The sequence below is a fragment of the Faecalimicrobium dakarense genome (genome assembly GCF_000499525.1).
GTDB lineage: Bacteria > Bacillota > Clostridia > Peptostreptococcales > Peptostreptococcaceae > Faecalimicrobium > Faecalimicrobium dakarense.
Genome location: NZ_HG529343.1, coordinates 1 through 24516, shown reverse-complemented (window position 1 = coordinate 24516; position 24516 = coordinate 1). Strand labels below are relative to the sequence as shown.

General features: G+C 26.8%; 25 protein-coding genes and 1 riboswitch. Of the genes, 19 read left to right on the top strand and 6 right to left on the bottom strand.

Annotated features, from left to right (window positions below):
- Positions 1-129 precede the first annotated feature (129 nt).
- Together BN899_RS09880 and BN899_RS09875 are read left to right on the top strand one after the other, a co-directional pair.
- Positions 130-366 (top strand): hypothetical protein, encoded by a 237-nt coding sequence (locus BN899_RS09880; protein ID WP_042274990.1) that lies wholly within the window; start codon positions 130-132, stop codon positions 364-366.
- Positions 367-443: 77 nt separating this feature from the next.
- Positions 444-2018, top strand: a complete 1575-nt coding sequence (locus tag BN899_RS09875) for a PAS domain-containing sensor histidine kinase (RefSeq protein WP_052356788.1) — start codon at positions 444-446, stop codon at positions 2016-2018.
- A 57-nt stretch (positions 2019-2075) separates the two neighbouring features.
- On the opposite strand, the gene BN899_RS09870 is transcribed toward BN899_RS09875, so the two are convergent.
- Positions 2076-2912, bottom strand: a complete 837-nt coding sequence (locus BN899_RS09870; RefSeq protein WP_052356787.1) for a CAP domain-containing protein — start codon at positions 2910-2912, stop codon at positions 2076-2078.
- Positions 2913-3272: 360 nt separating this feature from the next.
- Here BN899_RS09870 and BN899_RS09865 point away from each other — a divergent pair, with 360 nt between their 5' ends.
- From BN899_RS09865 to BN899_RS09840, 6 genes are all read left to right on the top strand, one after another.
- Positions 3273-3854 carry a type I restriction enzyme HsdR N-terminal domain-containing protein gene (locus BN899_RS09865; protein WP_081712228.1) on the top strand — a complete coding sequence of 194 codons (582 nt, stop codon included), beginning with the start codon at positions 3273-3275 and terminating at the stop codon, positions 3852-3854.
- Positions 3855-4220: 366 nt separating this feature from the next.
- The gene (locus BN899_RS09860; protein ID WP_042274989.1) at positions 4221-5105 is read left to right on the top strand and encodes a sigma-70 family RNA polymerase sigma factor; all 885 of its coding nucleotides are present in this window, start codon (positions 4221-4223) and stop codon (positions 5103-5105) included.
- Positions 5106-5312: 207 nt separating this feature from the next.
- Positions 5313-5482: riboswitch (cobalamin riboswitch) on the top strand.
- 94 nt (positions 5483-5576) lie between these two features.
- The gene (locus tag BN899_RS09855) at positions 5577-6008 is read left to right on the top strand and encodes an ATP:cob(I)alamin adenosyltransferase (RefSeq protein ID WP_052356786.1); all 432 of its coding nucleotides are present in this window, start codon (positions 5577-5579) and stop codon (positions 6006-6008) included.
- A gap of 105 nt (positions 6009-6113) precedes the next feature.
- Positions 6114-7022 (top strand): ABC transporter substrate-binding protein, encoded by a 909-nt coding sequence (locus BN899_RS09850; protein WP_042274988.1) that lies wholly within the window; start codon positions 6114-6116, stop codon positions 7020-7022.
- On the top strand, positions 7012-8028 hold the full coding sequence (locus BN899_RS09845) for a FecCD family ABC transporter permease (protein WP_042274987.1): 1017 nt from the start codon (positions 7012-7014) through the stop codon (positions 8026-8028). Before BN899_RS09850 ends, BN899_RS09845 begins: the two co-directional genes overlap by 11 nt.
- Before the next feature lie 5 nt (positions 8029-8033).
- Positions 8034-8789: an ABC transporter ATP-binding protein gene (locus tag BN899_RS09840; protein WP_042274986.1), complete on the top strand. Its 756-nt coding sequence runs from the start codon at positions 8034-8036 to the stop codon at positions 8787-8789.
- A gap of 72 nt (positions 8790-8861) precedes the next feature.
- Here BN899_RS09840 and BN899_RS09835 read toward each other — a convergent pair whose 3' ends face one another.
- Entirely contained in the window at positions 8862-9278 is a 417-nt protein-coding gene (locus BN899_RS09835) for a DUF3783 domain-containing protein (RefSeq protein WP_042274985.1), read from the bottom strand.
- A 181-nt stretch (positions 9279-9459) separates the two neighbouring features.
- On the opposite strand from BN899_RS09835, the gene BN899_RS09830 reads away from it, so the two are divergent.
- Complete coding sequence (locus BN899_RS09830) at positions 9460-9669, top strand: GntR family transcriptional regulator (RefSeq protein WP_242824143.1); 210 nt, start codon at positions 9460-9462, stop codon at positions 9667-9669.
- A 186-nt stretch (positions 9670-9855) separates the two neighbouring features.
- On the opposite strand, the gene BN899_RS09825 is transcribed toward BN899_RS09830, so the two are convergent.
- Together BN899_RS09825 and BN899_RS09820 are read right to left on the bottom strand one after the other, a co-directional pair.
- On the bottom strand, positions 9856-11181 hold the full coding sequence (locus BN899_RS09825; protein WP_042274984.1) for an MATE family efflux transporter: 1326 nt from the start codon (positions 11179-11181) through the stop codon (positions 9856-9858).
- A gap of 144 nt (positions 11182-11325) precedes the next feature.
- Entirely contained in the window at positions 11326-12132 is an 807-nt protein-coding gene (locus BN899_RS09820) for a ZIP family metal transporter (protein ID WP_042274983.1), read from the bottom strand.
- A 171-nt stretch (positions 12133-12303) separates the two neighbouring features.
- Here BN899_RS09820 and BN899_RS09815 point away from each other — a divergent pair, with 171 nt between their 5' ends.
- The 8 genes from BN899_RS09815 to BN899_RS09780 all read left to right on the top strand — a co-directional run bounded on the left by BN899_RS09815 (position 12304) and on the right by BN899_RS09780 (position 19527).
- Positions 12304-12906 (top strand): GTPase, encoded by a 603-nt coding sequence (locus BN899_RS09815; RefSeq protein ID WP_042274982.1) that lies wholly within the window; start codon positions 12304-12306, stop codon positions 12904-12906.
- A gap of 10 nt (positions 12907-12916) precedes the next feature.
- Positions 12917-14026, top strand: coding sequence for a P-loop NTPase family protein (locus tag BN899_RS09810; protein WP_042274981.1), 1110 nt, complete (start codon positions 12917-12919; stop codon positions 14024-14026).
- A gap of 5 nt (positions 14027-14031) precedes the next feature.
- The gene (locus tag BN899_RS09805) at positions 14032-15720 is read left to right on the top strand and encodes a dynamin family protein (RefSeq protein ID WP_042274980.1); all 1689 of its coding nucleotides are present in this window, start codon (positions 14032-14034) and stop codon (positions 15718-15720) included.
- Positions 15721-15842: 122 nt separating this feature from the next.
- A complete protein-coding gene (locus BN899_RS09800) occupies positions 15843-16508 on the top strand; it encodes a DUF969 domain-containing protein (protein ID WP_042274979.1) in 666 nt (221 codons plus the stop codon).
- Positions 16509-16527: 19 nt separating this feature from the next.
- A complete protein-coding gene (locus tag BN899_RS09795; protein WP_042274978.1) occupies positions 16528-17460 on the top strand; it encodes a DUF979 domain-containing protein in 933 nt (310 codons plus the stop codon).
- Between the two features lie 21 nt (positions 17461-17481).
- On the top strand, positions 17482-18123 hold the full coding sequence (gene pcp / locus BN899_RS09790; protein ID WP_042274977.1) for a pyroglutamyl-peptidase I: 642 nt from the start codon (positions 17482-17484) through the stop codon (positions 18121-18123).
- Entirely contained in the window at positions 18117-18533 is a 417-nt protein-coding gene (locus tag BN899_RS09785; RefSeq protein ID WP_042274976.1) for a gamma-glutamylcyclotransferase family protein, read from the top strand. Before pcp ends, BN899_RS09785 begins: the two co-directional genes overlap by 7 nt.
- 133 nt (positions 18534-18666) lie before the next feature.
- The gene (locus BN899_RS09780) at positions 18667-19527 is read left to right on the top strand and encodes a glycosyltransferase family 2 protein (RefSeq protein ID WP_052356785.1); all 861 of its coding nucleotides are present in this window, start codon (positions 18667-18669) and stop codon (positions 19525-19527) included.
- An 826-nt stretch (positions 19528-20353) separates the two neighbouring features.
- Here BN899_RS09780 and feoB read toward each other — a convergent pair.
- Entirely contained in the window at positions 20354-22474 is a 2121-nt protein-coding gene (gene feoB, locus BN899_RS09770) for a ferrous iron transport protein B (protein ID WP_042274973.1), read from the bottom strand.
- A 25-nt stretch (positions 22475-22499) separates the two neighbouring features.
- A complete protein-coding gene (locus BN899_RS09765) occupies positions 22500-22736 on the bottom strand; it encodes a FeoA family protein (RefSeq protein WP_042274972.1) in 237 nt (78 codons plus the stop codon).
- A gap of 145 nt (positions 22737-22881) precedes the next feature.
- Here BN899_RS09765 and BN899_RS09760 point away from each other — a divergent pair, with 145 nt between their 5' ends.
- A complete protein-coding gene (locus BN899_RS09760) occupies positions 22882-23343 on the top strand; it encodes a metal-dependent transcriptional regulator (RefSeq protein ID WP_042274971.1) in 462 nt (153 codons plus the stop codon).
- Between the two features lie 333 nt (positions 23344-23676).
- Positions 23677-24516 (top strand): Mur ligase family protein (locus BN899_RS09755; protein ID WP_042274969.1); only part of this gene is annotated, 840 nt, incomplete at its 3' end.

Sequence of the window (24516 nt, the reverse complement as noted above, 5' to 3'; positions counted from 1 at the left end):
AATTAATAAGACTTAATGGTGGTTGTAACAATAATGGTAAAAAATGTAAAAAGATGGTATTAGCTGTAAATGAATAATAAATATGATAAAATAAAAAGTTCAATGAAAGATATATGAGGGGGATTTATTTTGGAGTTTCAAAATTATATAAAAATGATAGACAAAGCACCAGTTATTTGTTTATGGGGGATTTTAAAAGAAAATATAAGCTCTTTTGAATTATTAGGTATGAATAATAAAGCAAAAGAGGCATTCAATGTAAATTATATTATAGGAAAAGATATATTAAATATTTTAGGGATAAAAGATAGACTAAATAAACATTTGATATATGAAAAAATACAAAAAATAAAAAATTTATATTAGAAGAATATATACCCATATTAAATAGATTTTATGAGATAGAGATAGTAAACATTTGTGATGACTTATTTGCAGTATGGATGACTAAATGCTATGATTATAGTCAATATACTAAGGAAATACTAGATAAATTAAATATTTTATTATGGGTTAAAGATAAAAAGGGAAGATATAGAGTTACTAATTTATGTTTTGATAATTATGGGAAAATAAATTCTGAGGATATAATAGGGAAAACAGATTTCGAAATTTTTCCTACAGATATAGCTACAAATTTTAACGTTTCAGATCAAAAAATTCTAAATAAAGAATTAGATAAAATATCAACGCTCACCTTTATAAATGATAGATGCTATAACGCATCATTATATCCTATATATGATAAAAACAAAGAAATAATAGGGACTATAGGATTATGTATAGATATGAATGAAAGTCAAAGTGCAAATGACGAAGCTCAAGTTCAAAAGAAAATGTTAGAACTTATAAGTGATAATATTCCAGATCATATATTTTTTAAAGATTCTAACGGAATATTTAAACATTGCAATGAAAACTTTGCAAAAGTATATAAATGTACTAAAGAAGAAATAATTGGAAAATCAGAAGATGAGATATCAATAAAAAATGATGAAAATTATATAAGATATAAAGAAGAAGATGCAAAAGTATGTAGTACAAAGAGAAAAATTATAAGTGAAGGGGTAGAATTATTACGAGATGGAAGTAAAGTTTACACAGAGACAATAAAAGTTCCTTTTATAGATGAAAATGGAATGGTAGGTGGAGTATTAGGTATATGTAGGGATATTTCACATAGAAAAGAAGCAGAAGTGGAATTTGAAAGACTTAGGATGGAATTCTTTGCTAACCTCTCCCATGAATTTAGAACACCCCTTAACCTAATATTTAGCTCAATACAATTATTAGACATAAAATTAGAACAATGTAAAGATTGTGAAGAAAATTATCATAGTATTAAAGGATATGAAAAATATATAAATATTATAAGACAAAATGGATATAGGTTACTAAAGCTTGTAAATAATTTAATAGATTCAACTAGATTAGATGTAGGAAGTGTAGAATATAGCCCTAAAAACTATGATATTGTAAATTATGTAGAAAATATTTTTGATTCAGTAGTAAAATTTGCAAATCAAAATAGCATAAATATGATATTTGATACAATGGTAGAAGAGCACATAGTTGCTTTTGACTTAGATAAAATGGAGAGAATAATATTAAACTTAATTTCAAATGCAATTAAGTTTAATAAGAGAAATGGGATAATAGAAGTTAACATAAATTGCGATGATAAATTTGTAGAAATAGAAGTTAAGGACACTGGAATAGGTATACCTAATGATAAATTAGGAGAAGTTTTCGAAAAGTTTAAACAGGCAAATAATAGAATGACTAAAGTAAATGAGGGCAGTGGAATAGGATTATCACTAGTAAAATCATTAGTTGATTTACATAATGGTAAAATCGAAGTTGAAAGTGAAATTGGAGAATATACTAAATTTACTGTAAAAATACCAAATGTTTTAGTAAAAGAAGATATATATATAAATGATGAAAATCACTCATCTAAATATATAGAAAATATTCAAGTAGAATTTTCAGATATATACTTAAACTTAAATAACTAAAAAATCCCTTAGGCTATATATCCTAGGGGATTTTTTAGTTTTATAAAGATTTTCATATTATCCTATAAACATTTGAGTCCAGTATAGTGTACCATTACTTTTTTGAGCAACACCAACACCTATTTTTGTAAAGCTAGAGTTTAATATGTTTTTTCTATGACCTTCAGAGTTCATCCAAGCAGTTACAACTTCTTGAGGATTTCTTTGTCCCATAGCTATATTTTCTCCAGCTGCTCTATAGCTTATTCCAAATTGTTTCATCATATCAAATGGAGAACCATAAGTTGGAGAGTTGTGATCAAAGTAGTTTTTATTTATCATATCTTGAGATTTCTTTGTAGCTACATCTGAAACTTTAGCATCAAGAGTAAGTGGGCTTAAACCTCTTTTAGTTCTTTCAACATTTACTAAATCAACAACTTCTTTTTGGTAAGCTGCGAATTGTCCAGTTGTAGCTCCTGAGTTATTATTATCTTCTGGTTTAGTTTCAGGTTTATTAGTAGATCCTGAGTTATTATTGTTATTATCTTCTGGCTTAGTTTCAGGTTTATTAGTAGATCCTGAGTTATTATTGTTATTATCTTCTGGTTTAGTTTCAGGCTTGTTAGTAGTACCTGAATTGTTATTAGTATTGTTTTCAGGTTTATTAGTAGCCCCTGAGTTATTATTGTTATTATCTTCTGGTTTAAGTTCTGGCTTTATAGGACAGCTTGGGTTTGTTGGTAATTTGTATTTAACACCGTTTATATATAAATATACTACGCTTTTATTATTTAGTTTTGTGTATCCCTTATGAGATAAAGCACTTACAGGAACAATGCTAGAAGCTGTTGCTACAGTTACTACTCCTAAAGTTAATAAAGTTTTTAGTTTTGTTGATATATTTTTTGTCATTGTAAAACACCTCTTTGTTTGAATTTTGTAAAATTGTTACTGTTTTGTAACCTTTAGTGTAGGGGTTGCCCCCTGTGAAACTATGATAACATAGAAAATGTCGAATTTTGACTGTAAAGATATGCCAAAAGGTTAGAAATCATACTGAAAGTTAGTTATAGACTGGGATAAAAAAATTAAAAATTTATTAAAAAAAGAATATTTGTATGGAAATTAACATTAAATGAGGATAAAAAGGGTATAAATAAATTATATTTGTAAATATTTTTAGGAAGAGATTGAAAATTTAATAAATGTATTATACTATAATAAGGAAAAGTTTGGGTGTTATGGCCATAAACTGAAAGGAGAACAAAAATTATGTCAAAAGAATTAGTGAAAGAAAGAGTTATAAAATATTTAATGGAGGACTTATTAGTTCCACATGATATGATAGATACAGATGTAGCCTTATCAGAATTTGAAGAAGGTGCAGAAGGTGTGTTAGATGTAGTAGTTAATGTTAAAGATAAAGAAGACTACTATGCACCAGTTATGATAATACAATGTTTAGATGAAGATATAAGATTAGAAGGAGAAGTTGTACAAAAACAAGTAGACTTTTTAGAAGATGTAGATAATATAACTATGGCAGGAAGATTAGTTTTAACTAATGGAGATGCTATGATGTATGCTGATTGGACAGGAGAAGAATATGATACAGAAGCTTCACTTCCAACATATGATACTATGGTAGAAGAATTCTTTAAGATGGAAGAATTATCACAAGAAGGTGAACATAACCATGACCACGGACATGATCATGAATGTTGCGGAGGGCATGGACATGACCACGGACATGATCATGAATGTTGTGGAGGACATGGACATGATCACGGAGATGACCATGAATGTTGTGGAGGGCATGGACACGGTTCTGACTGTGGTTGCCATCACGAATAATATATACATATAATATACGAACTTGACTATACTTTTTAATGATGTTATTATTAAATGGTTAAAAATTCTATATAAAACCGTAAGTGTTGGGGCAAACGCTAAAAGGATTTATTAATAAGGGATTTATAACGTCGTTCGAGAAAAAAAGACTGCATATTGTGTGGTCTTTTTTTTCTGTAAAAAAATAATACAAAAAAGAAGGAAATTTGAAGTCTAAAGTAGAATATTAGATAAATAAATTTATTGACATTTTAGTTAAATTGAATGGAATTTTTTTATGATACAAATCATATTATAAAAATAACTGAAGCTAAAGACACTTTACCATTTCAATTAACAAACTATATGGATAGAAGGGGTTAGATTATGGGGGCTAAAAGAGAACATACTTATGAAAACTATATTTATGGGGATTCATCAAATACATCAAATGCGATGAAAATGTACTTAAAAGAAATTGAAGAGTACAAAATGTTGTCTGCAGTAGAGGAAGTTGAATTAGCAAAAGCAATAATTAACTCTTCACCTGAAGCTAAGGAGCAGTTTATAAATGCAAACTATAGATTAGTTGTAAGTATTGCTAAGAAATACAGAAAAGAAAGTGTAGATATGCTTGATTTAATTCAAGCGGGTAACATTGGACTTATAAAAGCTGTTGATAAATACGATTATAAAAAGGGATATAAATTTAGTACTTATGCTACATGGTGGATAAAACAAAGTATAACAAGATATATAGATGACTGTGAAAATACTATAAGAATACCTGTTCACCTTCATCAAAGAATAAACTTTGTAAAAAGAAAAAAACAAGAACTTTCAAATGTACTTCAAAGAGAACCGAGCTTAGATGAGATAGCAGAAGTATGTGACCTTGATGTTCAAAAGGTTATAGATATATTAAAGAGAGATAAAAATATAGTATCATTAGATACACCGATAAAAGAAGATGAAGATAGTAGTTTAGTTGAATTTATACCATCAGATGCTAATTTTGCAGATGTAGTAATTCATGAAGTAGAACAAAAGAACTTAAGGGAAAAAATAGAGGAATTATTAACAGGTCTTGGTGACCAAGAACAAAAGGTACTTAGAATGAGATTTGGATTAGATGATGATACTCCAAAAACATTAGAGGAAATAGGAAAAGTATTTGGAGTAACAAGAGAACGTATAAGACAAATTGAAGCAAAAGCAATCAGAAAACTAAGACATCCAAGTAGATTAAAACAATTAAAACATTTTTATTAATTTATAAAATAAAGTAGGTGAATTTTGCCTGCTTTATTTTTGATTTATATTTTAATTTTTGGGTAAATATGGAAAGGGTCTTCTTAAAATAAATGATAGCATAAAATACATTAGAAATCATTTAAATAATAAAAATAAATAATTATATTAATATATATTATTACTAAAAAACTTATTACTTGTATTAAGCTAATAGGTCTTATAAAATAATTATATAAAGTATTAGGTGTGTTACTTAAAAGAGAATTGGATGAAATTTCCAAGCTACCCCAGTAACCGTGATATGGACGAAATCTTAAATGCCACTGAATTATTCGGGAAGGCTAGAGAGTAGGATGAAGTTAAGTCGGGAGAACTGCCTAATACATAAACTAATATCTGCTGAGGGTGAGGTGTTAGATGCAAATATAATAACAAAAACTTAATATATTTAGCATCTTACTTAATTTAAATTGAGAAAGGAGGAAGAAAATGAGCAAATATTTAGCATACCCTTTCTTATATGACAAGTCTTTAGACTTAAGGTGTGATTTTGAGATTTTAACAGATGAAATCTCAAGTATGATAGGGCTTTTAAGATCATTTATAATAGATGAAGATATAAAAGATGAACTTAGTAAAGTAAATGAGCTAATGTATCATATAAATCCATCAGTAAGGACAAAGACTACAGTTACAGAAGAAGAATTAATATGGCTAGAAAAACGATTTTTAGAAATACAAGAAGAAGTAAAAGACAGATTTAATAAATTTGTACTTCCACAAGGATCTACCCAAGCAGGATATTGCCATGTTATAAGAAGCAAGTGTAAATCATTAGTTAGGCTATTAAGTAGATATCAAGAACAAGGAAATAAAGTAGATGATTTGTTATTTGATTTTACAAATCTTTTTTCAGGATAATTCTTTGCATTAGCGCTTAAGTTTAATAAAGATAATGGTTTAGAAGAAACAGAATTTATAAGTAGAAACTACAAGTAAGATAGTTAAAAGTTAAGGAGAGAACGTATGAGAAAAAGGTTTTTATCAATTTTAATGGTATTTATGATGTTTATTATGGTTGGATGTAGCACTAATAATAAAAAAGAAATTACAGATAGAGAAGGAACAAAGGTAAATATACCGAAAAAAATAGACAAAATAATTTCAACAGCACCATCAAATACAGAAGTAATCGTAGATCTTGGATTAAGTGATAAGTTAGTTGCAATAGATAAATATTCAAGTGATATTGAAGGAATTAATAAGGATTTAACTAAAATAGATTTCTCAAATCCAGATGCAGAAACAATAATAGGGTTAGAACCAGACATAATAATAGCTTCTGGGCATAATAAGACAGGTTCAAGTGAAGATCCGTTTAAAGTTATAAGTGAATCAGGAATTCCAGTTGTATACATACCAAGTAGTGGCAGTATAGAAGGAATATATAAAGATATAGAATTTATAGCTGATATATTAGGAGTACAAGGTAAAGGACAGGCTTTAATATCAGATATGAAATCTCAAATAGATGAGGTATCAAAGATAGGAAAAACTATAAATGATAAGAAAAAGGTTTACTTTGAAATAGCTCCAGCACCAAACTTATTTACATTTGGAAATTCTACATTCTTAAATGAAATGATAGAAATAATAGGTGCTGAAAATGTATTTAAAGATGAAAATGGATGGGTAACACCAAGTGCAGAAGCTGTAATAGATAAAAATCCAGACGTTATATTAACAAATGTAAATTACATAGAAAATCCTATTGATGAAATAAAAAACCGTGATGGTTTTGAAAATATAAATGCAGTAAAAGAAAATAAAGTATACCAAATAGACACAAATTCATCTTCTCGTCCATCTCATAAAATAATATTAGCTTTAAACCAAATGTCTAAAGCTATTTATCCAGAGAAATATGGGAAATAAGAAGAAAGTATTACTAAGCATAGCAATAGTATTTATAATTATTAGTATTGGAACTTCTATAGGAAGTTCTAATATTAATATTTTAGATACAATATCAGTAATTAGTAATAAATTATTTAATATACCATTAAGAGAAGGAATAGACCCTAAAAATGTATCAATAGTTTGGAAGCTTAGATTACCAAGAGTACTACTAGCATTTATAGTAGGGGGATGTTTGGCATCTAGTGGTGCGGTAGTCCAATCTATACTAAAAAACCAATTGGCATCCCCTTATACATTAGGAGTATCTTCAGGTGCATCATTAGGAGCTGGACTTATAATAGTTAGTGGTATATCTGCTCCGTTATTAGGAGCTTACACACTTCCTATAATAGGATTTTTATTTGGACTTGGAACTGTTTATTCGGTAATTAAATTTTCAGCAAAAATAGATAAAACTATGTCAAACAATACTATAATACTTTGTGGTATGGTATTATCTTTATTTGTAAATGCATTACTTACTACTTTAACTGCATTATTTTCGAATGATTTAAAAAGTATATCTCTTTGGCAAATGGGAAGCTTTGCCATGAAAGGATGGTCTTATGTAGGGCTTATAATGCCATTTTTTATAATAGGTATGTTTGGAGTTCTTAAATATACGAGAGAAATGGATATACTTACTTTTGGAGAAGAACAAGCAAAGTCAGTAGGAGTTGATACTGAGAAAGTAAAAAAGAAATTATTCATTTATTCAACAGTACTTACAGGAGGGGCTGTTTCTTTAAGTGGAACGATAGGATTTGTAGATTTAATAGCACCTCATGTAGTAAGGAAAATATTTGGATCGAATCATAAATATGTTGTACCTATGTCATTTGTATTTGGTGGTTGTTTAATGGTAATAACAGACCTTATAGCAAGGACTCTAGTATCTCCATCTGAGTTACCAGTAGGAGCGATAACTGCTATATTTGGAGCACCATTCTTTGCATGGGTATACTTTAAAAAAGCTAGGTGAGTTTTATGTTAGAAATAAAAGATATTTATAGTGGATATGAAGATAGAGATATTATAAAAGGTATAAGCTTTACTGTAAATAGAGGTGAAAATCTATGTATAGTAGGACCTAATGGCTGTGGAAAAAGTACCCTTTTAAAATCTATAGCCAATATAATTAATTATAGAGGCAGTATAAAAATAGATTCTGAGGAAGTATCTTCATTAAATAGAAAAGAATTAGCTATGAAAGTTGGGTTAATGAGCCAAATTTCACAAATACATTTTCCGTATACAGTATATGAAACAGTATCACTTGGAAGATATGCATATTCTAAGGGTACATTTTCTCATTTAGGTAAAAAAGATAAAGAGATAATACTAGATAGTATAGAAAAAGTAGGTCTTTTAGACTCTAAGGATAAAATGATAAGTGAATTATCAGGTGGACAACTTCAAAGAGTATTTCTAGCAAGAACATTTGCACAAAATCCAGATGTAATATTATTAGACGAGCCTACTAATCATCTTGATTTAAAGTACCAAATTGAACTTTTAGAGCATTTAAAAGATTGGACAAAAGCAAATAATAAAATTGCAGTAGGTGTATTGCACGATTTGAATTTAGTTCAATATATAGCAGATAATGTTTTATTATTAAATAATGGAGAGTCTGTATCTCATGGGAAGCCATCAAAAGTGCTTAGTGGAGATAAGTTAAAGGATATATACGATTTAGATATAAAAAGATTTATGGTTAATATATTAAAGAAGTGGGAGTAAATTTTATAATTTACTCTCACTTTTTTATTAAAGGAAAATCTTGAATTTACACCCAGCTATAGAATTTTAAGTTTAGTGTTTTACTGTTTTCCCAGATTTCATAGCAATTCTTTCTTCTAGTAAATTAGAAATTAAAGTATCTAAGCTCCAATCAATATTTCCTTCTGTAGTAACAGCTATAAGAGGTCTATTAATTCTAAATTTCTTAAGGCTATCTATAAAGGCACTAACTTTCATATGATCTACATTATTAAAAATCATAGCTTTTTGATTGATACCGCTTTCACATGTGCTGTCTATATTACTATCAATTATATTTCTTATTGTAGAATTGGCATTTTTATGTGAAAGTATAACTTGATCTCTAATTCCAAGCATATTACATATATTTTTTATCATACTAGCTTCTTTAACATTAAAGTTATATAAAATAATAAAGTTTCTTGTTTCATTATCTATTCCAACATTACTCATTTTTTCAAAACTCATAAATATTCTCCTTTTGTATTTATATAATAATAATTATTACCCAGAAATATAGGTCTTTAAATATTTATTTATAAAAATCAAAAAATATTTTGATATACAATAAAATAATATATATCATTGTATTATAATTAGTTACTTAAGTAATTAACTGATGGATTTAAAAATTAATAAGGAGGTTCATATGAAGCTTATACTAAATGATGATGAACCTATATTTATGAAAATATATAAGGCTATAGAAGATGCTATATTAACTGATGATATTAAAGAAAATGAACAAATTTCATCAACTATAGAGCTATCAAAGTTATATAAGATAAACCCAGCTACTGTACTAAAGGGTATAAATATATTAGTTGATAAAAAAATTTATATAAAAGGCGAGGTATAGGTATGTTTGTATGTGAAGGTGCAAAACAGATTATAAAAATATCTAGAAAAGAGCAATCAACAATATTAAATTTTATTATATGAATTTTACTTCTTAAAAATGCACATATAAAAGAATATGCACATGACTTAATATAAAAATAATAAAGAGTGTAGATAAATTCTACACTCTTTTAAATATTGATAATTAATACTTATATTTAGTCCTATATTTTTTTATATATATTATAGATAAAAATATGGTTATTAGTTCGGCAAAAGGAACTGTAAGCCACATTCCGTCTAATTTTAATATTGGTGGTAGTATAAGTATACCAATGATTATAAATACAAATGCTCTACTAAAAGAGATAATAGCTGAAACTTTTCCATTATGAAATGCCGTAAAAAATCCTGAAGCAAATATATTTACACCAACAAATAAAAATGCAAATGCAAAAATTTTTAATCCCTTAAGAGCTAAGTCAAATACTTCATCTAAAGGATTTACAAATACTCCAACTATAATTGGTGCAAAAACTAACGTTGCTACAAATACCAATATAGAAGATACAAATATAAATTTTAGAGAGTATTTAAATATCTCTTTTAATTTATCGCTATTATTTGCACCAAAATTATAGCTAATTAAAGGGGAAACTCCTGCAGAAAAACCTAAGTAAATTGAAGTCATTAAAAAATGAGCATATAAAACTATAGTAAGAGCAGCAAGCCCATTTTCTCCAGCAAGTTTTAAAGCAACTATATTAAATAAAAAGGTTGTAATACCTGTAGATAATTCTGTAACCATTTCAGAAGAGCCATTAATCATAGTATTTAATATAAGTCTAAAATCAAATTTAGGAATTTTTAGTTTCAAAGTTGATTTACCTGATAAAAAGTATATAAATCCAATTAAGCAAGAGACTAAAATACCTAATAAAGTGGCAAGTGCTGCTCCTAAAATACCCATATTAAAGATTTTTATAAAAACATAATCTAAAATTATATTAGTAATACCTCCTACTATAGATAAAAATAAGCTAAAGTTAGAATTTCCATCAGTTCTAGTAAAATATTCAAATAAAAATTTAGCAATAAAAAATGGAGCAGAGATAATCATTACCTTACCATAAGTTATAGCATATGGTAAAAGTTTATCTGTAGCACCAAGTGCAATTGATATATTTTTTACAAAGAAAATCGAAATAATTGTAAATAAAACTCCAATAGTTATAGAGAAAAGTAATATAAATGAAAAAGAATTGTTAGCTTCTTCATAATTTTCCTCGCCCATTTTTATAGATACTATAGCTCCCCCTCCTGTTGCCATCATAATACCAAACCCACAAATAAGGTTTATTATAGGTAAAATAATATTTATACTAGCAAGAGCATCTGATCCTACTAATTTAGAAACAAATATTCCATCTATTATAGTATATAAAGATATAAATACCATGGATATAATAGCAGGAGAAACAAACTTTAGAAACTCCATAGATGTAAATTTTTTAGTAAATGATTTTTCCATAGTTACCTCCGTTGATATATTTAATTAGATGATAAAGTATACAGTAACTATATAGTCAAGCAAAAAAAAATTAAAAGACAGATTTTATATAATATAACACCCGTCTTTTAATCATATACACGAAAATAAAATTTTATAAAAATATTACCCTAAGGCAACATCTAAAATCATCATTGTTACAAATCCTAAGATAACACCAATAGTAGTAAGATTCTTATTTTCTATACATGCCTCAGGAATAAGTTCGGATGAAACTACTCCAACCATAGCACCAGCTGAAAATGCTAGTAAAGCAGGAAGTATACTTCTCATAGTTAAAGCCATAATAACACCTAATACTCCGGCAATTGGTTCAACTAATCCTGATGCTTGACCATATAAGAAGCTCTTTTTAAGAGAAAATCCTTCTCTTCTAAGGGGTAGGGATACAGCAGCCCCTTCAGGAAAGTTTTGAAGACCTATACCAACAGCAAGAAGTATAGCGCTTATTACTGTACATCCAGGAATTCCAAGAGCAGCACTACCAAATGCAACACCAACGGCTAATCCTTCTGGTATATTATGAAGAGTAACAGCTAAAACGAGTAATATACTTTTTTTATAGCTTTTGGCTTGCCTAGTACTTATAGTAGTTAAATCTTTAAAACTAAATCTATCTAAAAATTTATCAGATAGTACTATAAACAACCCTCCCAAAACGAATCCTATTGCTGGTATAAACCAAGAATTAAATCCAAGTTCTTCACAAAGTTCTATAGCAGGATTCAGTAGTGACCAAAAACTTGCAGCAATCATAACTCCTGCCCCAAATCCTAACATTAAATTTAAAATACTTTTTTTAACATCTTTAAATAAAAATACTAAAGAAGCCCCTAATGCAGTTATTAACCATGTAAATATTGTGGCAATAAACCCTTGCAAGACGGGATTAAGTGATAAAAAAAAGTTCAAGACATTCACCTCACAAAGATATTAGTATAATAATTATTCTATTTTATATTATGAAATTGACATAATTTTGTGAAAAAAATTTAAATCAATAAAAGTTAGTATTCAAGTATAAAAAATGAATATATTATATTGAAGGAATTATATAAATGTCCTAGAAAAGGATGGATAAGAATGTATCTAAGTAGAGAAGAAGAACTTTCAAAATTGCTAAATTTAGTTGATAGCATAGAATATAATATTATAAAAATTAAAGAATTTATAAATTATGAAAATATTTATAATACAAAATCTTTAAACAACAAAACTATAAAGTTGATAGAAGATATAAATATACAAATCAAAGAAAATAAAGAGAGTGTAAATGAACTTAGATTTCCGTTTTTATTATTTATAGTTGGTTCAGGGAATTATGGTAAATCAACATTGATAAATGCTTTACTAAATCAAGAAAAAGTAAAGACTGGAGATTTACCAAATACTTGGAAGCTAGATTTATTTATAAAATCAGAAATAGAAAAATTACAGATAACTTATGAAGATGAAAGTAAAGTAACTAAAAGTTTAAAAGAAGGTAATAGACTTTTAGAAGAAGAAGAAGACAAATTTAAAGAATCAAAAAGAAAAGTAGCCAAAATGGTTAATGAATATAAATCATTAAATAATAGAGACATAAATATATTAAAAAAATATAAAAAAGAACAAGAAGAAAAATATCTATATAAATCAAAAATAATACAAATAAAATATTTTATAAAAAAGTGGAATACTAGATGAATTTATTATAGTGGATACTCCAGGTCTTAATCAAAACTTAATAAAAGACACATTAAATAGAATGAAAAGTTATTATGTTAAAGCAGATGGTGTTATATGGTTAGTAGATGCACAAAACTTAGTATCAAGAGAGAGTAATAAACTTATAGATGAAATAAATGAAATGGATGAACTAGGAACAGAAGAGAAGAATAAAATAATAGTTATAAATAAAATGGATGTAATAAGAAATATAGACCCAAATAATGTATATAAGGTTAAAAAAAGAGCTTATGAATTGTATAAAAATAACTTTAAGGATATAGTATTTATATCTGCAAAAGAAGGATTAGAAGGCATAATTAAGAATGACAATAAGTTAATTAAATCAAGTAATATAGATACATTATTTAAAAGTATTGATGAGAATTTTTCTAAAGTAGCAAAAGAAAAACAAATATCTTCAAAGTACAAAAATTTATATATAATGAAAACAAATATTGTTAGGGAAATAAACTCTTACAAAAGGTGTTTATACAAAGACATATCTACTTATAATGAAGTTGAGTTTGAATTAGAAGAAAAAACTAAAAATTTGAGAACTTATGTAGTAACATACTTAGATGATTTGGAAAATAGGCAATATTCAAGTAAAGAAGATTTAGATAACTTAAATAAAAGCATAGTTGAACTAGAGAAAATATGTAGTTTAAAATTAGAGAAAATATATGATTTTTTATATATAAAGTGCAATATAAATAAAGAATATAATATAAAAAAACTAAATACAGAAATTTATTTTTCAAAGAGCAAATATATAATTTTTGATTATAATAAGCTTTATAAATCAAATAATAAAAATACAAATGAAATAGAAAATATATTAAATAAACTTATCTCAAAAAATTCAAATAACCAATCTTATGATGAATCATTAATCAGAAACATTGTATCTAAAAATCTAAATAACTTATCTAAAGAAATAATTATAATCCTAGATGAAAAGATAGAAATTATTAAAAAAAGTATAAATGAAATTAAAGAAAAAAGCTTTGAAAATACTTATTTAGAGTATTCTAATGTAAAATTACATATTGATTTTCTAAACAATATAGAAAGTATATTTATAAAAATGAGGTGATAGTTTTGGAACTTACAAAACAATATATATATGAAATAAAAGAGTTATTGTTACAATCTCCAATTAGAGAAACATTAAAAGAAGGATTAAATATGCCTTTTAAAGATTTAATTTCAAGACAGTTAAATGAATCAATTGATAATATTAAAAGCTTAGAAAGTAACAAAAATAGTCCTTTAAAAGTTGTTATAGTAGGAGAAGTTAAATCTGGAAAATCAAGTTTACTTAATGCTTTAATGGGATGTAAAGTTAGTGAGGTTGATGTATTAGAAGCTACCTCAAATATAATTGAGGTAGGCTATTATAAAGATGAATATGAAAAAAATACAGACCATATATCTAAAGTTAGATTAAATAAAGAATTTCTTAAAAAAATAAATATAGTAGATACTCCAGGACTTAAAAGTATAACTGATAAAAATGAACAACTTACATTAAACTATATTAAAAATGGAGACTTAATATTATTTGTATTAGATTCAACTCATTTAGGTCAAGAAGATGTATTTAAATCTCTAGATTTAATAAGCGAGTATAAAAAGCCAATAATAGGAATAGTAAATAAAGCTGATTTATTAGAAGATAATAAAGATGAAATACTAGAATATATAAAAGATGAATATGGAATTTATATTGATAATTTTTTTATGATATCTTCATATTTAGAATATCAAGATGCAGTAGGCAAAAATGCAGTAGTCAAAAATACTGATATAGTTATATCTAACCACACTGAGCTGAGAAAGAACTTTAGGAGTCTTAAAGAGTATATAAATAATGTGTATGAGAATTGTGAAATCCTAAAAATAGATAGTATAAAATATTCCTTAGAATCAATAATTCACAAAGAAATAATAAATCATAATGATTATTTAAAAAGTATATTAATATTAACAGAAGAGTTAAAAAAAGATGAAGTTACCCTTAAAAATAAATATGATTATATAAATTCAAAAATGGATTTTGAAATAAATGACTGGATAAATAGAATTTTTTTAAGTGAAGAATTATTAAAGATAAAAACAGATTTAAATTCTTCTAGTAAATATATAAATGAAAATTATATAAATGACATAATAAATATGAAAAAAATAGAATTAGATAATTTATTTTTTTCAGAATGGGATGAATGCCTAAAAGAAGTTAGTGATGAAATGAATGAAGATATAAAAAAATATATAGATAGCATAAGTTATGAAAATGAATTATTATGCACTCCTAGTTTTAAATTAGATTGCAGTAAAACAGAGATAAATGAAATACTAGCAACTGTAGGAACTGGAGCAATATTAGGAGCCACATCAGGAGGAATAATATCTATTTATAGTGCAGCTATAGGCCAATCGGCGGCATCAATAACTATAAGTAGTGCTATGATGACTTATTGCCCACCACTTCTTATAGCAGGAACTGTTACAGGAGCAGTAGCTAAAGTTATTTATGATAAAGTGAAACTAGAGCAAAAAAACAAAGAAATACTAAAAGATATAGATGACTTTATAGAAGAATTGAAATCTGAAATAGTAGAAAAATTAAAAGGTGGATACAATAGCTCAAGTGAAGAAATAGTTTTTACAACTCTACAAATACTAAAAAATATAAAGGGAATATGTATAAGTAAATATGAAATTGAAAGTATTGAAGTAGAAATAGAAAACTATATAAATAATTTAAAAAAATTTATAAAAAATTAAAATATTCAATATATTTGCAAAACATGTCGAATTAATGTATACTATTTTAAAATAAAAAATTATCTTCAAAATATAAACAACAAAAGAAGATATAAAGACGTCAAAAGAGAGGAGAATAACTAATGATAAAACTAATTGGAGTTTTAATAGTTGTAATAGGGTTTATATTTAAAGTAGAAACACTATTTACAGTATTAGTAGCAGGGATAGCAACAGGACTTGTAGCAGGATTAGACTTTAATGAAATCCTTACTATACTTGGGCAATCGTTTGTTGCGAATAGGGCTGTATCGTTATTTATATTAACATTACCAGTAATAGGAATATTAGAGAGGTATGGTTTAAGACAAAGGGCAGTTTACTTAATTGAGAAACTAGGAAAACTTACAACTGGAGGAGTATTAAGTATATACATGTTCGCTAGACAAATAGCTGGAGCTCTATCTATAAGAATGAGTGGACATCCTCAATTTGTTAGGCCTTTAGTTAATCCAATGGCACAAGCTGCTGGAACTAGTCAAAATGGGGAATTAAATGAAGAAGAAGAAGAAGAGATAAAAGCATTATCAGCTGCATCGGAAAACTATGGTAACTTCTATGGACAAAATTTATTTGCAGGAAGTAGTGGAGTTTTACTTATAGCTTCAACACTTACTCAATTTGGATATGATGTAACTGGGCTTGCAATAGCTAAAGCAAGTATAATAATGGCTGTTATTGCATTTATAGTGGCTGCGGTTCAGTTTAGATTATATGATAAAAAGTTAAGTAGACGTATTAAAAAATAGTTTTACGAGGAGGATCAAAATGCAAAATTTTATAGATATATCATTAGAAATTTTTTATGCATTAATGGGATTTTTAATGCTTGTAATAGCATTTAAATCTTTTACAACTATACATAGCAGTAAAAAATATGGAACAGCATTATTTTGGATATTAATATCAGTACCATTTATATTTGGATCTATGATACCAGCAAATATAATAGGAGCTATATTAATATTATGTAGTTTATTAACACTAAGTAAGCAGGTTGTATTTGCAAGATATGAAGAAGCAAGTGAAGAATTTGGACAAAAGCAAGCAGATAAATTGAAAAATAAAATATTTATACCATCACTAGTATTAGCATTTGCTGCAGTAGTTGTAGCTATGGCTTTAGCTAATTTTTCAAATTCATCACAGTTTGCAATCGGAGTAGGATCTGCAATCGCATTAATATCTGCATTTATGATAAGTAAATCTAAGACATCTACAACTATAGAAGATGGAGCTAGATTACTTCAACAAATGGGACCTGCAAGTATGTTACCACAACTTTTAGTCGCACTTGGTGCTTTATTTACTCAAGCAGGAGTTGGAGAAGTTATATCAAATATGATTTCAGGTGTAGTTCCAGCAGATAATAGATTATTTGGAGTTATAGCTTATGTACTAGGTATGGTTATATTTACTATGATAATGGGAAATTCATTTGCGGCATTTTCAGTTATAACAGCAGGAATAGGTATACCATTTGTATTAGCACAAGGTGGTGATCCGGCAATAGTGGGGGCTTTAGCCTTAACAGCAGGATATTGTGGAACATTACTTACACCTATGGCTGCAAACTTTAATATAGTCCCAGCAGCACTACTAGAAACTAAAAATGATTATGTGGTTATAAAATATCAAGCGCCAGTAGCTTTAATATTAATATTAGTACATATAGTGGCAATGTATTTCTTAGCATTTTAATGAAATTTAGGAGGTAATACTATGAAAGTTTTATTAACAGGATTTGACCCATTTGGAGGAGAGCCAGTAAATCCAGCAGAGGAAGCTGTGAAAATGGTGAGCAACAATATAAATGGAGCTGAGGTTATAAAAATAACTATACCAACAGTTATGACAAAATCAGTTGAAGCAATAGAAAAAGCAATAGAAGAATATAATCCAGATATAGTTATATCTGTAGGACAAGCAGGAGGAAGATATGATATAACTCCTGAAAGAGTTGCTATAAATATGGATGATTTTAGAATAAAAGATAACGAAGGAAATCAAGTAATTGATACAATTATAAAAGAGGATGGACAAGCAGCTTATTTTTCAAATTTACCAATAAAAGCTATGGTAAAGCATATGAATGAAAATCAAATTCCGGCTTCTGTATCAAATACTGCAGGTACATTTGTATGTAACCATGTAATGTATGGAATCCTTTATATGATAGATAAAAAATATCCAAACATAAAGGGTGGATTTATACATATACCATATATGACTTCACAAATTATAGATAAGAAAAATACTCCGTTTATGTCTTTACAAGAAATAGTAAGAGGTTTAGAATTAGCTATTGAAGCTTGTACTTTATACCAAGATGATATAAAAGTAATAGGTGGAGAAATATGTTAGTTAATAAAATATTTGTATATGGAAGTTTAAGAAGTGACATGTTTAACTATAAAAAGCTTCTAGAGGGAAAGGTATCTAATGTAGTAAAAGGATGTATAAATGGAGAATTATTTCATTTAGATAATAAGGGATATCCAGCGGTTATACCAGGAAACAAAAAAATACAAGGCGAACTAATGGAACTTATTGATTTTGATAAAAGCCTAGAGGGATTAGACGAATTAGAGCGCTATAGTGAAGATAATAATATAAACTGTGAATACCTAAGAAAAGAAGTGGATGTTTTTTTAGAAGATGGTAGCACAGAAAAAGCATATTATTATGAATATAATCCAAAGGCGAATATAAATTTAAATGATAAAACAATTCCAGTTTTAAGTGGAGATTGGAAAGAATATATGAGTAAATAAGAAAGAGCTAGAACATATTATTGTTCTAGCTTTTTTATTTATATAAGTTATGGTATCTAAATAGTTAAATAATTTAACAAAAATGTCGCTTTATCATATATTAAAGTACAGGACAAAATAAGGAGCAATCAGTATGATTACTATAAGTTTATGTATGATATTAAAAGATGAAGAAAAAGTAATAAATAGGTGTTTAGATAGTGTAGCAGATATTGTAGATGAAATAGTCATAGTAGACACAGGATCAACTGATAAAACTAAAGAAATAGTAAAAAGTTATACAGAAAAAATATATGAATTTAAATGGATAGATGATTTTTCTATGGCTCGAAACTTTTCCTTTAGTAAAGCCACAAAAGATTATATATTATGGTTAGACGCAGATGAATTAATAGATGAAGAAAATAAAAATAAGCTTTTAAAACTGAAAAAAGATATAAGTAAGGATATTGACGTAGTTACAATGAACACATATATGGATATGGATGAAAATAATAATCCACAAATAATAGCAAGAAGAAATAGAATTGTAAAAAATAATAAAAATTTTAAATGGATTGGATTTGTACATGAGTACATTAATATAGATGAAAGCTCAAATGTGTACAATAGTGATATAGCAATTATTCATGATAAAGTAAAATGTGTAGATGATAGGAACCTTAAAATATACAAAAAAAATATAAGTCTAGGTAAAGAGTTAAGTAATAGAGATTTATACTATTATGGAAAAGAGTTATATTGCAATGATGAGTTTGATGAATCAATAAAGGTACTTGAAAAATTTATAGATAATGCTGAAGATGAAGAAGAGATAATGGATGCGTTATGTAGGATTGGAGAGAGTTATTTATACAAAAAAAAATGGAGTGAAGGTAGATATTATCTTTATAAAACATTTGAATACACATCTCCTAGAGGCGAAGTATTATATAATATAGCATTATCCTTTCAGCAAGAAAAAAAAATATATACAAGCTATAAATTGGTATAAGATTATTTTAAATATAGAAACTCCTTTAGATTGTAGCCAATGTTTAAATTTATGCTGCTGGAGATTTAAGCCACATTTAAATTTGTGTGCATGTTATTTTAAAATTGGAGATATATCAAAAGCATATTATCATCATAAAAAATGCTTAGAAATAAACCCGTTAAATCCATGTGTAGCTTCAAACGACGAATATTTTAAGTCTATATCAAAATTTATAAAATTATAAAACCTAGGACAATTATATCCTAGGTTTACATATTTACCTAATATTATTAGATACCTTATACAAGCACATAGCACAACTTTTTACGATACTATTAAAACTAGCAAATAAGGCGTCACTATCATTATCATCACAATATAATTTAGTAACATCCATACCCAATCGTAAGTTAATATTATTTATATAACTAAATTGAATACAAACCATAGATAAAAAGTAAATTAGTCCCATAAAAAGTAGTAAAATAAAAATAAGAAACACTAAAATCCCCCCTAAAGCAAAAGGTACAACTTGTCCTTTAAGTAAATTCTACTATAATAGTTATCTTATATCATCTTAAAAATAAATATAAAAAAATATAAAAAATAACAAAATAAAACAAAAAAAGTCATAAAAAAACCTTAAGACTTATCGAATTTCGAAGTATTACACACTAATATATACGACATTGTATAAAAAAAATTATACAAATAGTAAATAAACATTAAGATTTATTTAAGATTTAAATAATATAGATTTTATATATTATGATTATTTTTAGCTTGAGAAAATATCAAAAATATGCAAAAGAAAGAGATGAATAATATTATCCATCTCTTTCTTTTATATAAAAATATTATATATACTAGTTGTTAAAAAGCATACAACAAATCCTATCACAGTTGGAATTAAAAATCCTAAAATAGTCCACTTTATGCTTCCAGTTTCTTTTTTTATAGTTATTAAAGTAGTAGCACAAGGCCAGTGAAGTAAACTAAATAGCATAACATTTAACGCTGTTAAGTATGTCCAACCGTTATTACGTAAAACATCACCTAATGCACTTAAACTATCAAGTTCTAGCATAGAACCAGTAGCAAGATATGACATAAGTAAAATAGGTATAACTATCTCATTAGCAGGGAGACCTAATATAAAAGCAAGTAGAATAAACCCATCAAGTCCTATAAACTTAGCTATAGGGTCTAAAATATTTGCAACATAAGCTAATAAGCTTACATCACCAACATATATATTAGCACATATCCAAATAACTATTCCAGCTGGAGCAGCAACAATAACTGCGCGCCATAAAACGAACAATGTTCTATCTATTATAGATGTATATATGACTCTACCAAATTGCGGAGTTCTATATGGTGGTAATTCTAATGTAAAAGTAGAAGGAATACCTTTAAGAAGTGTTTTAGACAAAACATAAGAAACTAATAATGTTATGCATATTCCAAAAATGACTACTAAAGATATACATGCCGCAGTTAGCAAGCTAGATGCGAAAGAGTTACTTATTACAGAACTAAAGAATATAGTAGATATAGCTATTAAAGTAGGAAACCTACCATTACAAGGAACAAAATTATTAGTAAGTATAGCTATTAATCTTTCGCGAGGGGAATCAATTATTCTACAGCCAATAACCCCACATGCGTTACATCCAAATCCCATACACATAGTAAGGCATTGTTTTCCATGAGCACAAGCCTTTTTAAATAAATGGTCCATATTAAAAGCTACTCTAGGTAAATACCCAAAATCTTCAAGCAAAGTAAACAAAGGAAAAAATATGGCCATAGGTGGTAACATAACAGAAACTACCCAAGCAAGAGTTCTATAAAGACCAAGAACTAACATATTATTTAGCCACTCAGGAGCATGAAGCATATTTAAAAAGTTTGTAAAACTTGGTTCAAGGCCAAGTAGTAAATTTGATAGTAGGCTAGATGGATAATTAGCCCCTTCTATAGTAATCCATAATATAGAACCTAATAAAAGTAACATAATAGGCATTCCAAAATATTTTGAAGTAAGTATTTTATCTAATTTGTCATCTTTATCTAATTTAGAATTATTATTTATTATACAAACTTTTTCTTTTAAATTTTTAGCATAGTCATAATTTGTTTTAGTAAAACTATCTCTGATTTTATCTTTATCTAAAGTTTTAGGAAATCTTTCCTTGATTTTATATAAATCAATTATATAGCTTTCATCTATATAATTATGCATAGAATCAAATATACTTTTATCTTCATCTATAAGTCTAAGAGCTAGCCAGCGAGGATTTATAAAATCGATAGTATTTTCTAATTCTGACTTGAATGAATCAGCTACAACTTCAATATTATTATCATAAAGAACAGGTTTATTACTGAACTTATAGTTATTTGAAGAAACTAAGTCTAAAGTATTTAATAATTCATCCATTCCCTTGCCACTTCTAGCAGCTGTTAATACTACTGGTATACCTAGAGCTTCTTCAAGTTTTTTACTATCTATAGTTATGCCCTTTTTCTCGGCTTCATCAATTAAATTTACACATAAAATTACATTTCTTGTTAATTCCATAACTTGAAATGCTAAATTGAGATTTCTTTCAAGTGAAGTTGCATCGCATACTACAATTACTACATCAGGCTTACCAAAGCATATAAAGTCACGAGCAACTATTTCTTCTTGAGATAATGCAAATAAAGAATAGGTCCCAGGTAAATCAATTAAAGCATAATTAGAATTATTGTATTTAAAATCCCCACGAGCTGTGGCAACGGTTTTTCCAGGCCAATTCCCAGTATGTTGTTTTAATCCTGTTAGATAATTAAATACAGTACTTTTACCTGTATTTGGATTTCCTGCTAAAGCGACTACTAATTGATCGTCAGCTTTATCTATATTAAACATATCTTTCAGTGATTTCATTTTTGTAGATTCATGTGTTAACCCCACAGTTGTCTCCCCCTTAAAATATAGTCTAATTATCAGAAACTATTATTAAATTACTTTCCTCAGATCTTAATGCAATTTTAGTGCCCCTAATATTATAAATAGTCAAATTACCTTTTGGGCCTTTTCTAACTACTTTAATAGAAGCTCCACGTGTTACACCAAGTGCTAACATTCTTTCTCTTAAATTACCATTAAATAAGAGGTCTTCTACTGTAGCAGTATTTTTAACTGGAATGTCTGTAAGAGTTTTCAATATTAACATCTCCTTATAGATAATTTTTATTGTTAACCTAAGCTAACTTTCTTAATTTTAAATTATGCAAAATAATAAAAGAGTGTTACTAAAAATAGTAATATAAAATATTTTATGAAATATAATTAATATAATATGAAAAGGGGGAGATAATTTGGAAAATAAAAAAGAGTATTATACTTTCAATGAATATATAAAGAAGAACAAACTAACACCTAGTGAGGAAGACTATATAGAAATGATTTATAGATTATTTTTACAAGAAGACCATGTAAAAGTTAGTGATATATCTAAACATTTAAATATTACTCCGCCTTCAGTAACAAAAATGGTAAAAAAATTAAGTGAAAAAGAGCTGATATTATATAAAAAATATGATTATGTTGTGCTAAGTGATATGGGAAAAATAGTAGGTCAGCAACTTTTGAATAGGCATGATATAGTGAATAAATTTTTAAATATATTAGGGGTAAAAGACAAAATACATGAAGAGACAGAAAAGATTGAACATACTATAAGTATAGAAACTCTTATGAAAATAGAAGAACATATTGAGTTTTTTAATTCTAATAAAGATATATTAGATAAATTAATAGAATATCAAAAAAAAGATTAAAAAAAAGATGGGTATATTACCCATCTCAAATATGTATAATTCTTACTTTTGGGGAAAGTAGAATAAAAGTTAACATTTTTTTATTTATAATGAAAATAAAAAAGCCAGAAGACGCAAAAGTCTCCTGACTCTAGTAAGATATTTTCAAATATCTTTATTTTCATTAAATATGTAACTCTTAATTACATTGTAGATAATTAATATCAATAAGTCAATAAAAAAATAGAAAAATAAGGATAATACTATAATAAATTTTTTATCATATTTTATATATATCATAAATTAAAAAAACAGTAAATATAATTTAGTAATAGTATGAAAGGAGTTTTTCTCATGGAATTATACAAGCTCATAAAAAATATAGATGTTTTAGAATTAAAGGGCAATACTGAGATAGATATAAAAAACATATATTATGACTCAAGAAAAGTAACAGAAAATAGTTTGTTTGTATGTATAAAAGGATTTGATAATGATGGTCATAAATATATAAATAAAGCAATAGAAAATGGAGCAAAAGCATTTTTAATACAAGATGACGTAAATGTTGAAAAAAATAATAATCATACATTTATAAAGGTTAAAGATACAAGAAAATCAATGGCAAAAATAGCAGCTAATTTTTATAATAATCCAACACAAAAAATAGAAATAATAGGTGTAACAGGAACTAATGGAAAGACTAGTATAACAACAGTATTACAACAAATTTTAAATTATAAATCTAAGGCTGGGTTAATAGGTACTATTAAAATAGAAGATGGTGAAAATGATATAATATCTAATAATACAACTCCTGAAAGTATAGACTTACAAAAGTACTTTAACAATATGGTAAAAAATGATTGCAAGTTTTGTGCTATGGAAGTATCATCACACTCATTAGCGTTACATAGAGTAGAAGACGTAAATTTTAATATTGGAATATTTACAAATCTTACACCAGAGCACTTAGATTTTCATAAAAATTTAGAAGAATATAGATCTACAAAGGAAAAATTATTTTATAAAACTAGTTTAGCAAATATTATAAATATAGATGACAGCTCAGGTGTTATTATAAAAAACAATATAAAAAACAATATAAGAAACTTAAAAGTTCCGGTATATACATATGGAATAAATAATGAAGCAGACTTTATGGCAAGCAATATAAAATTATATCCACATGGT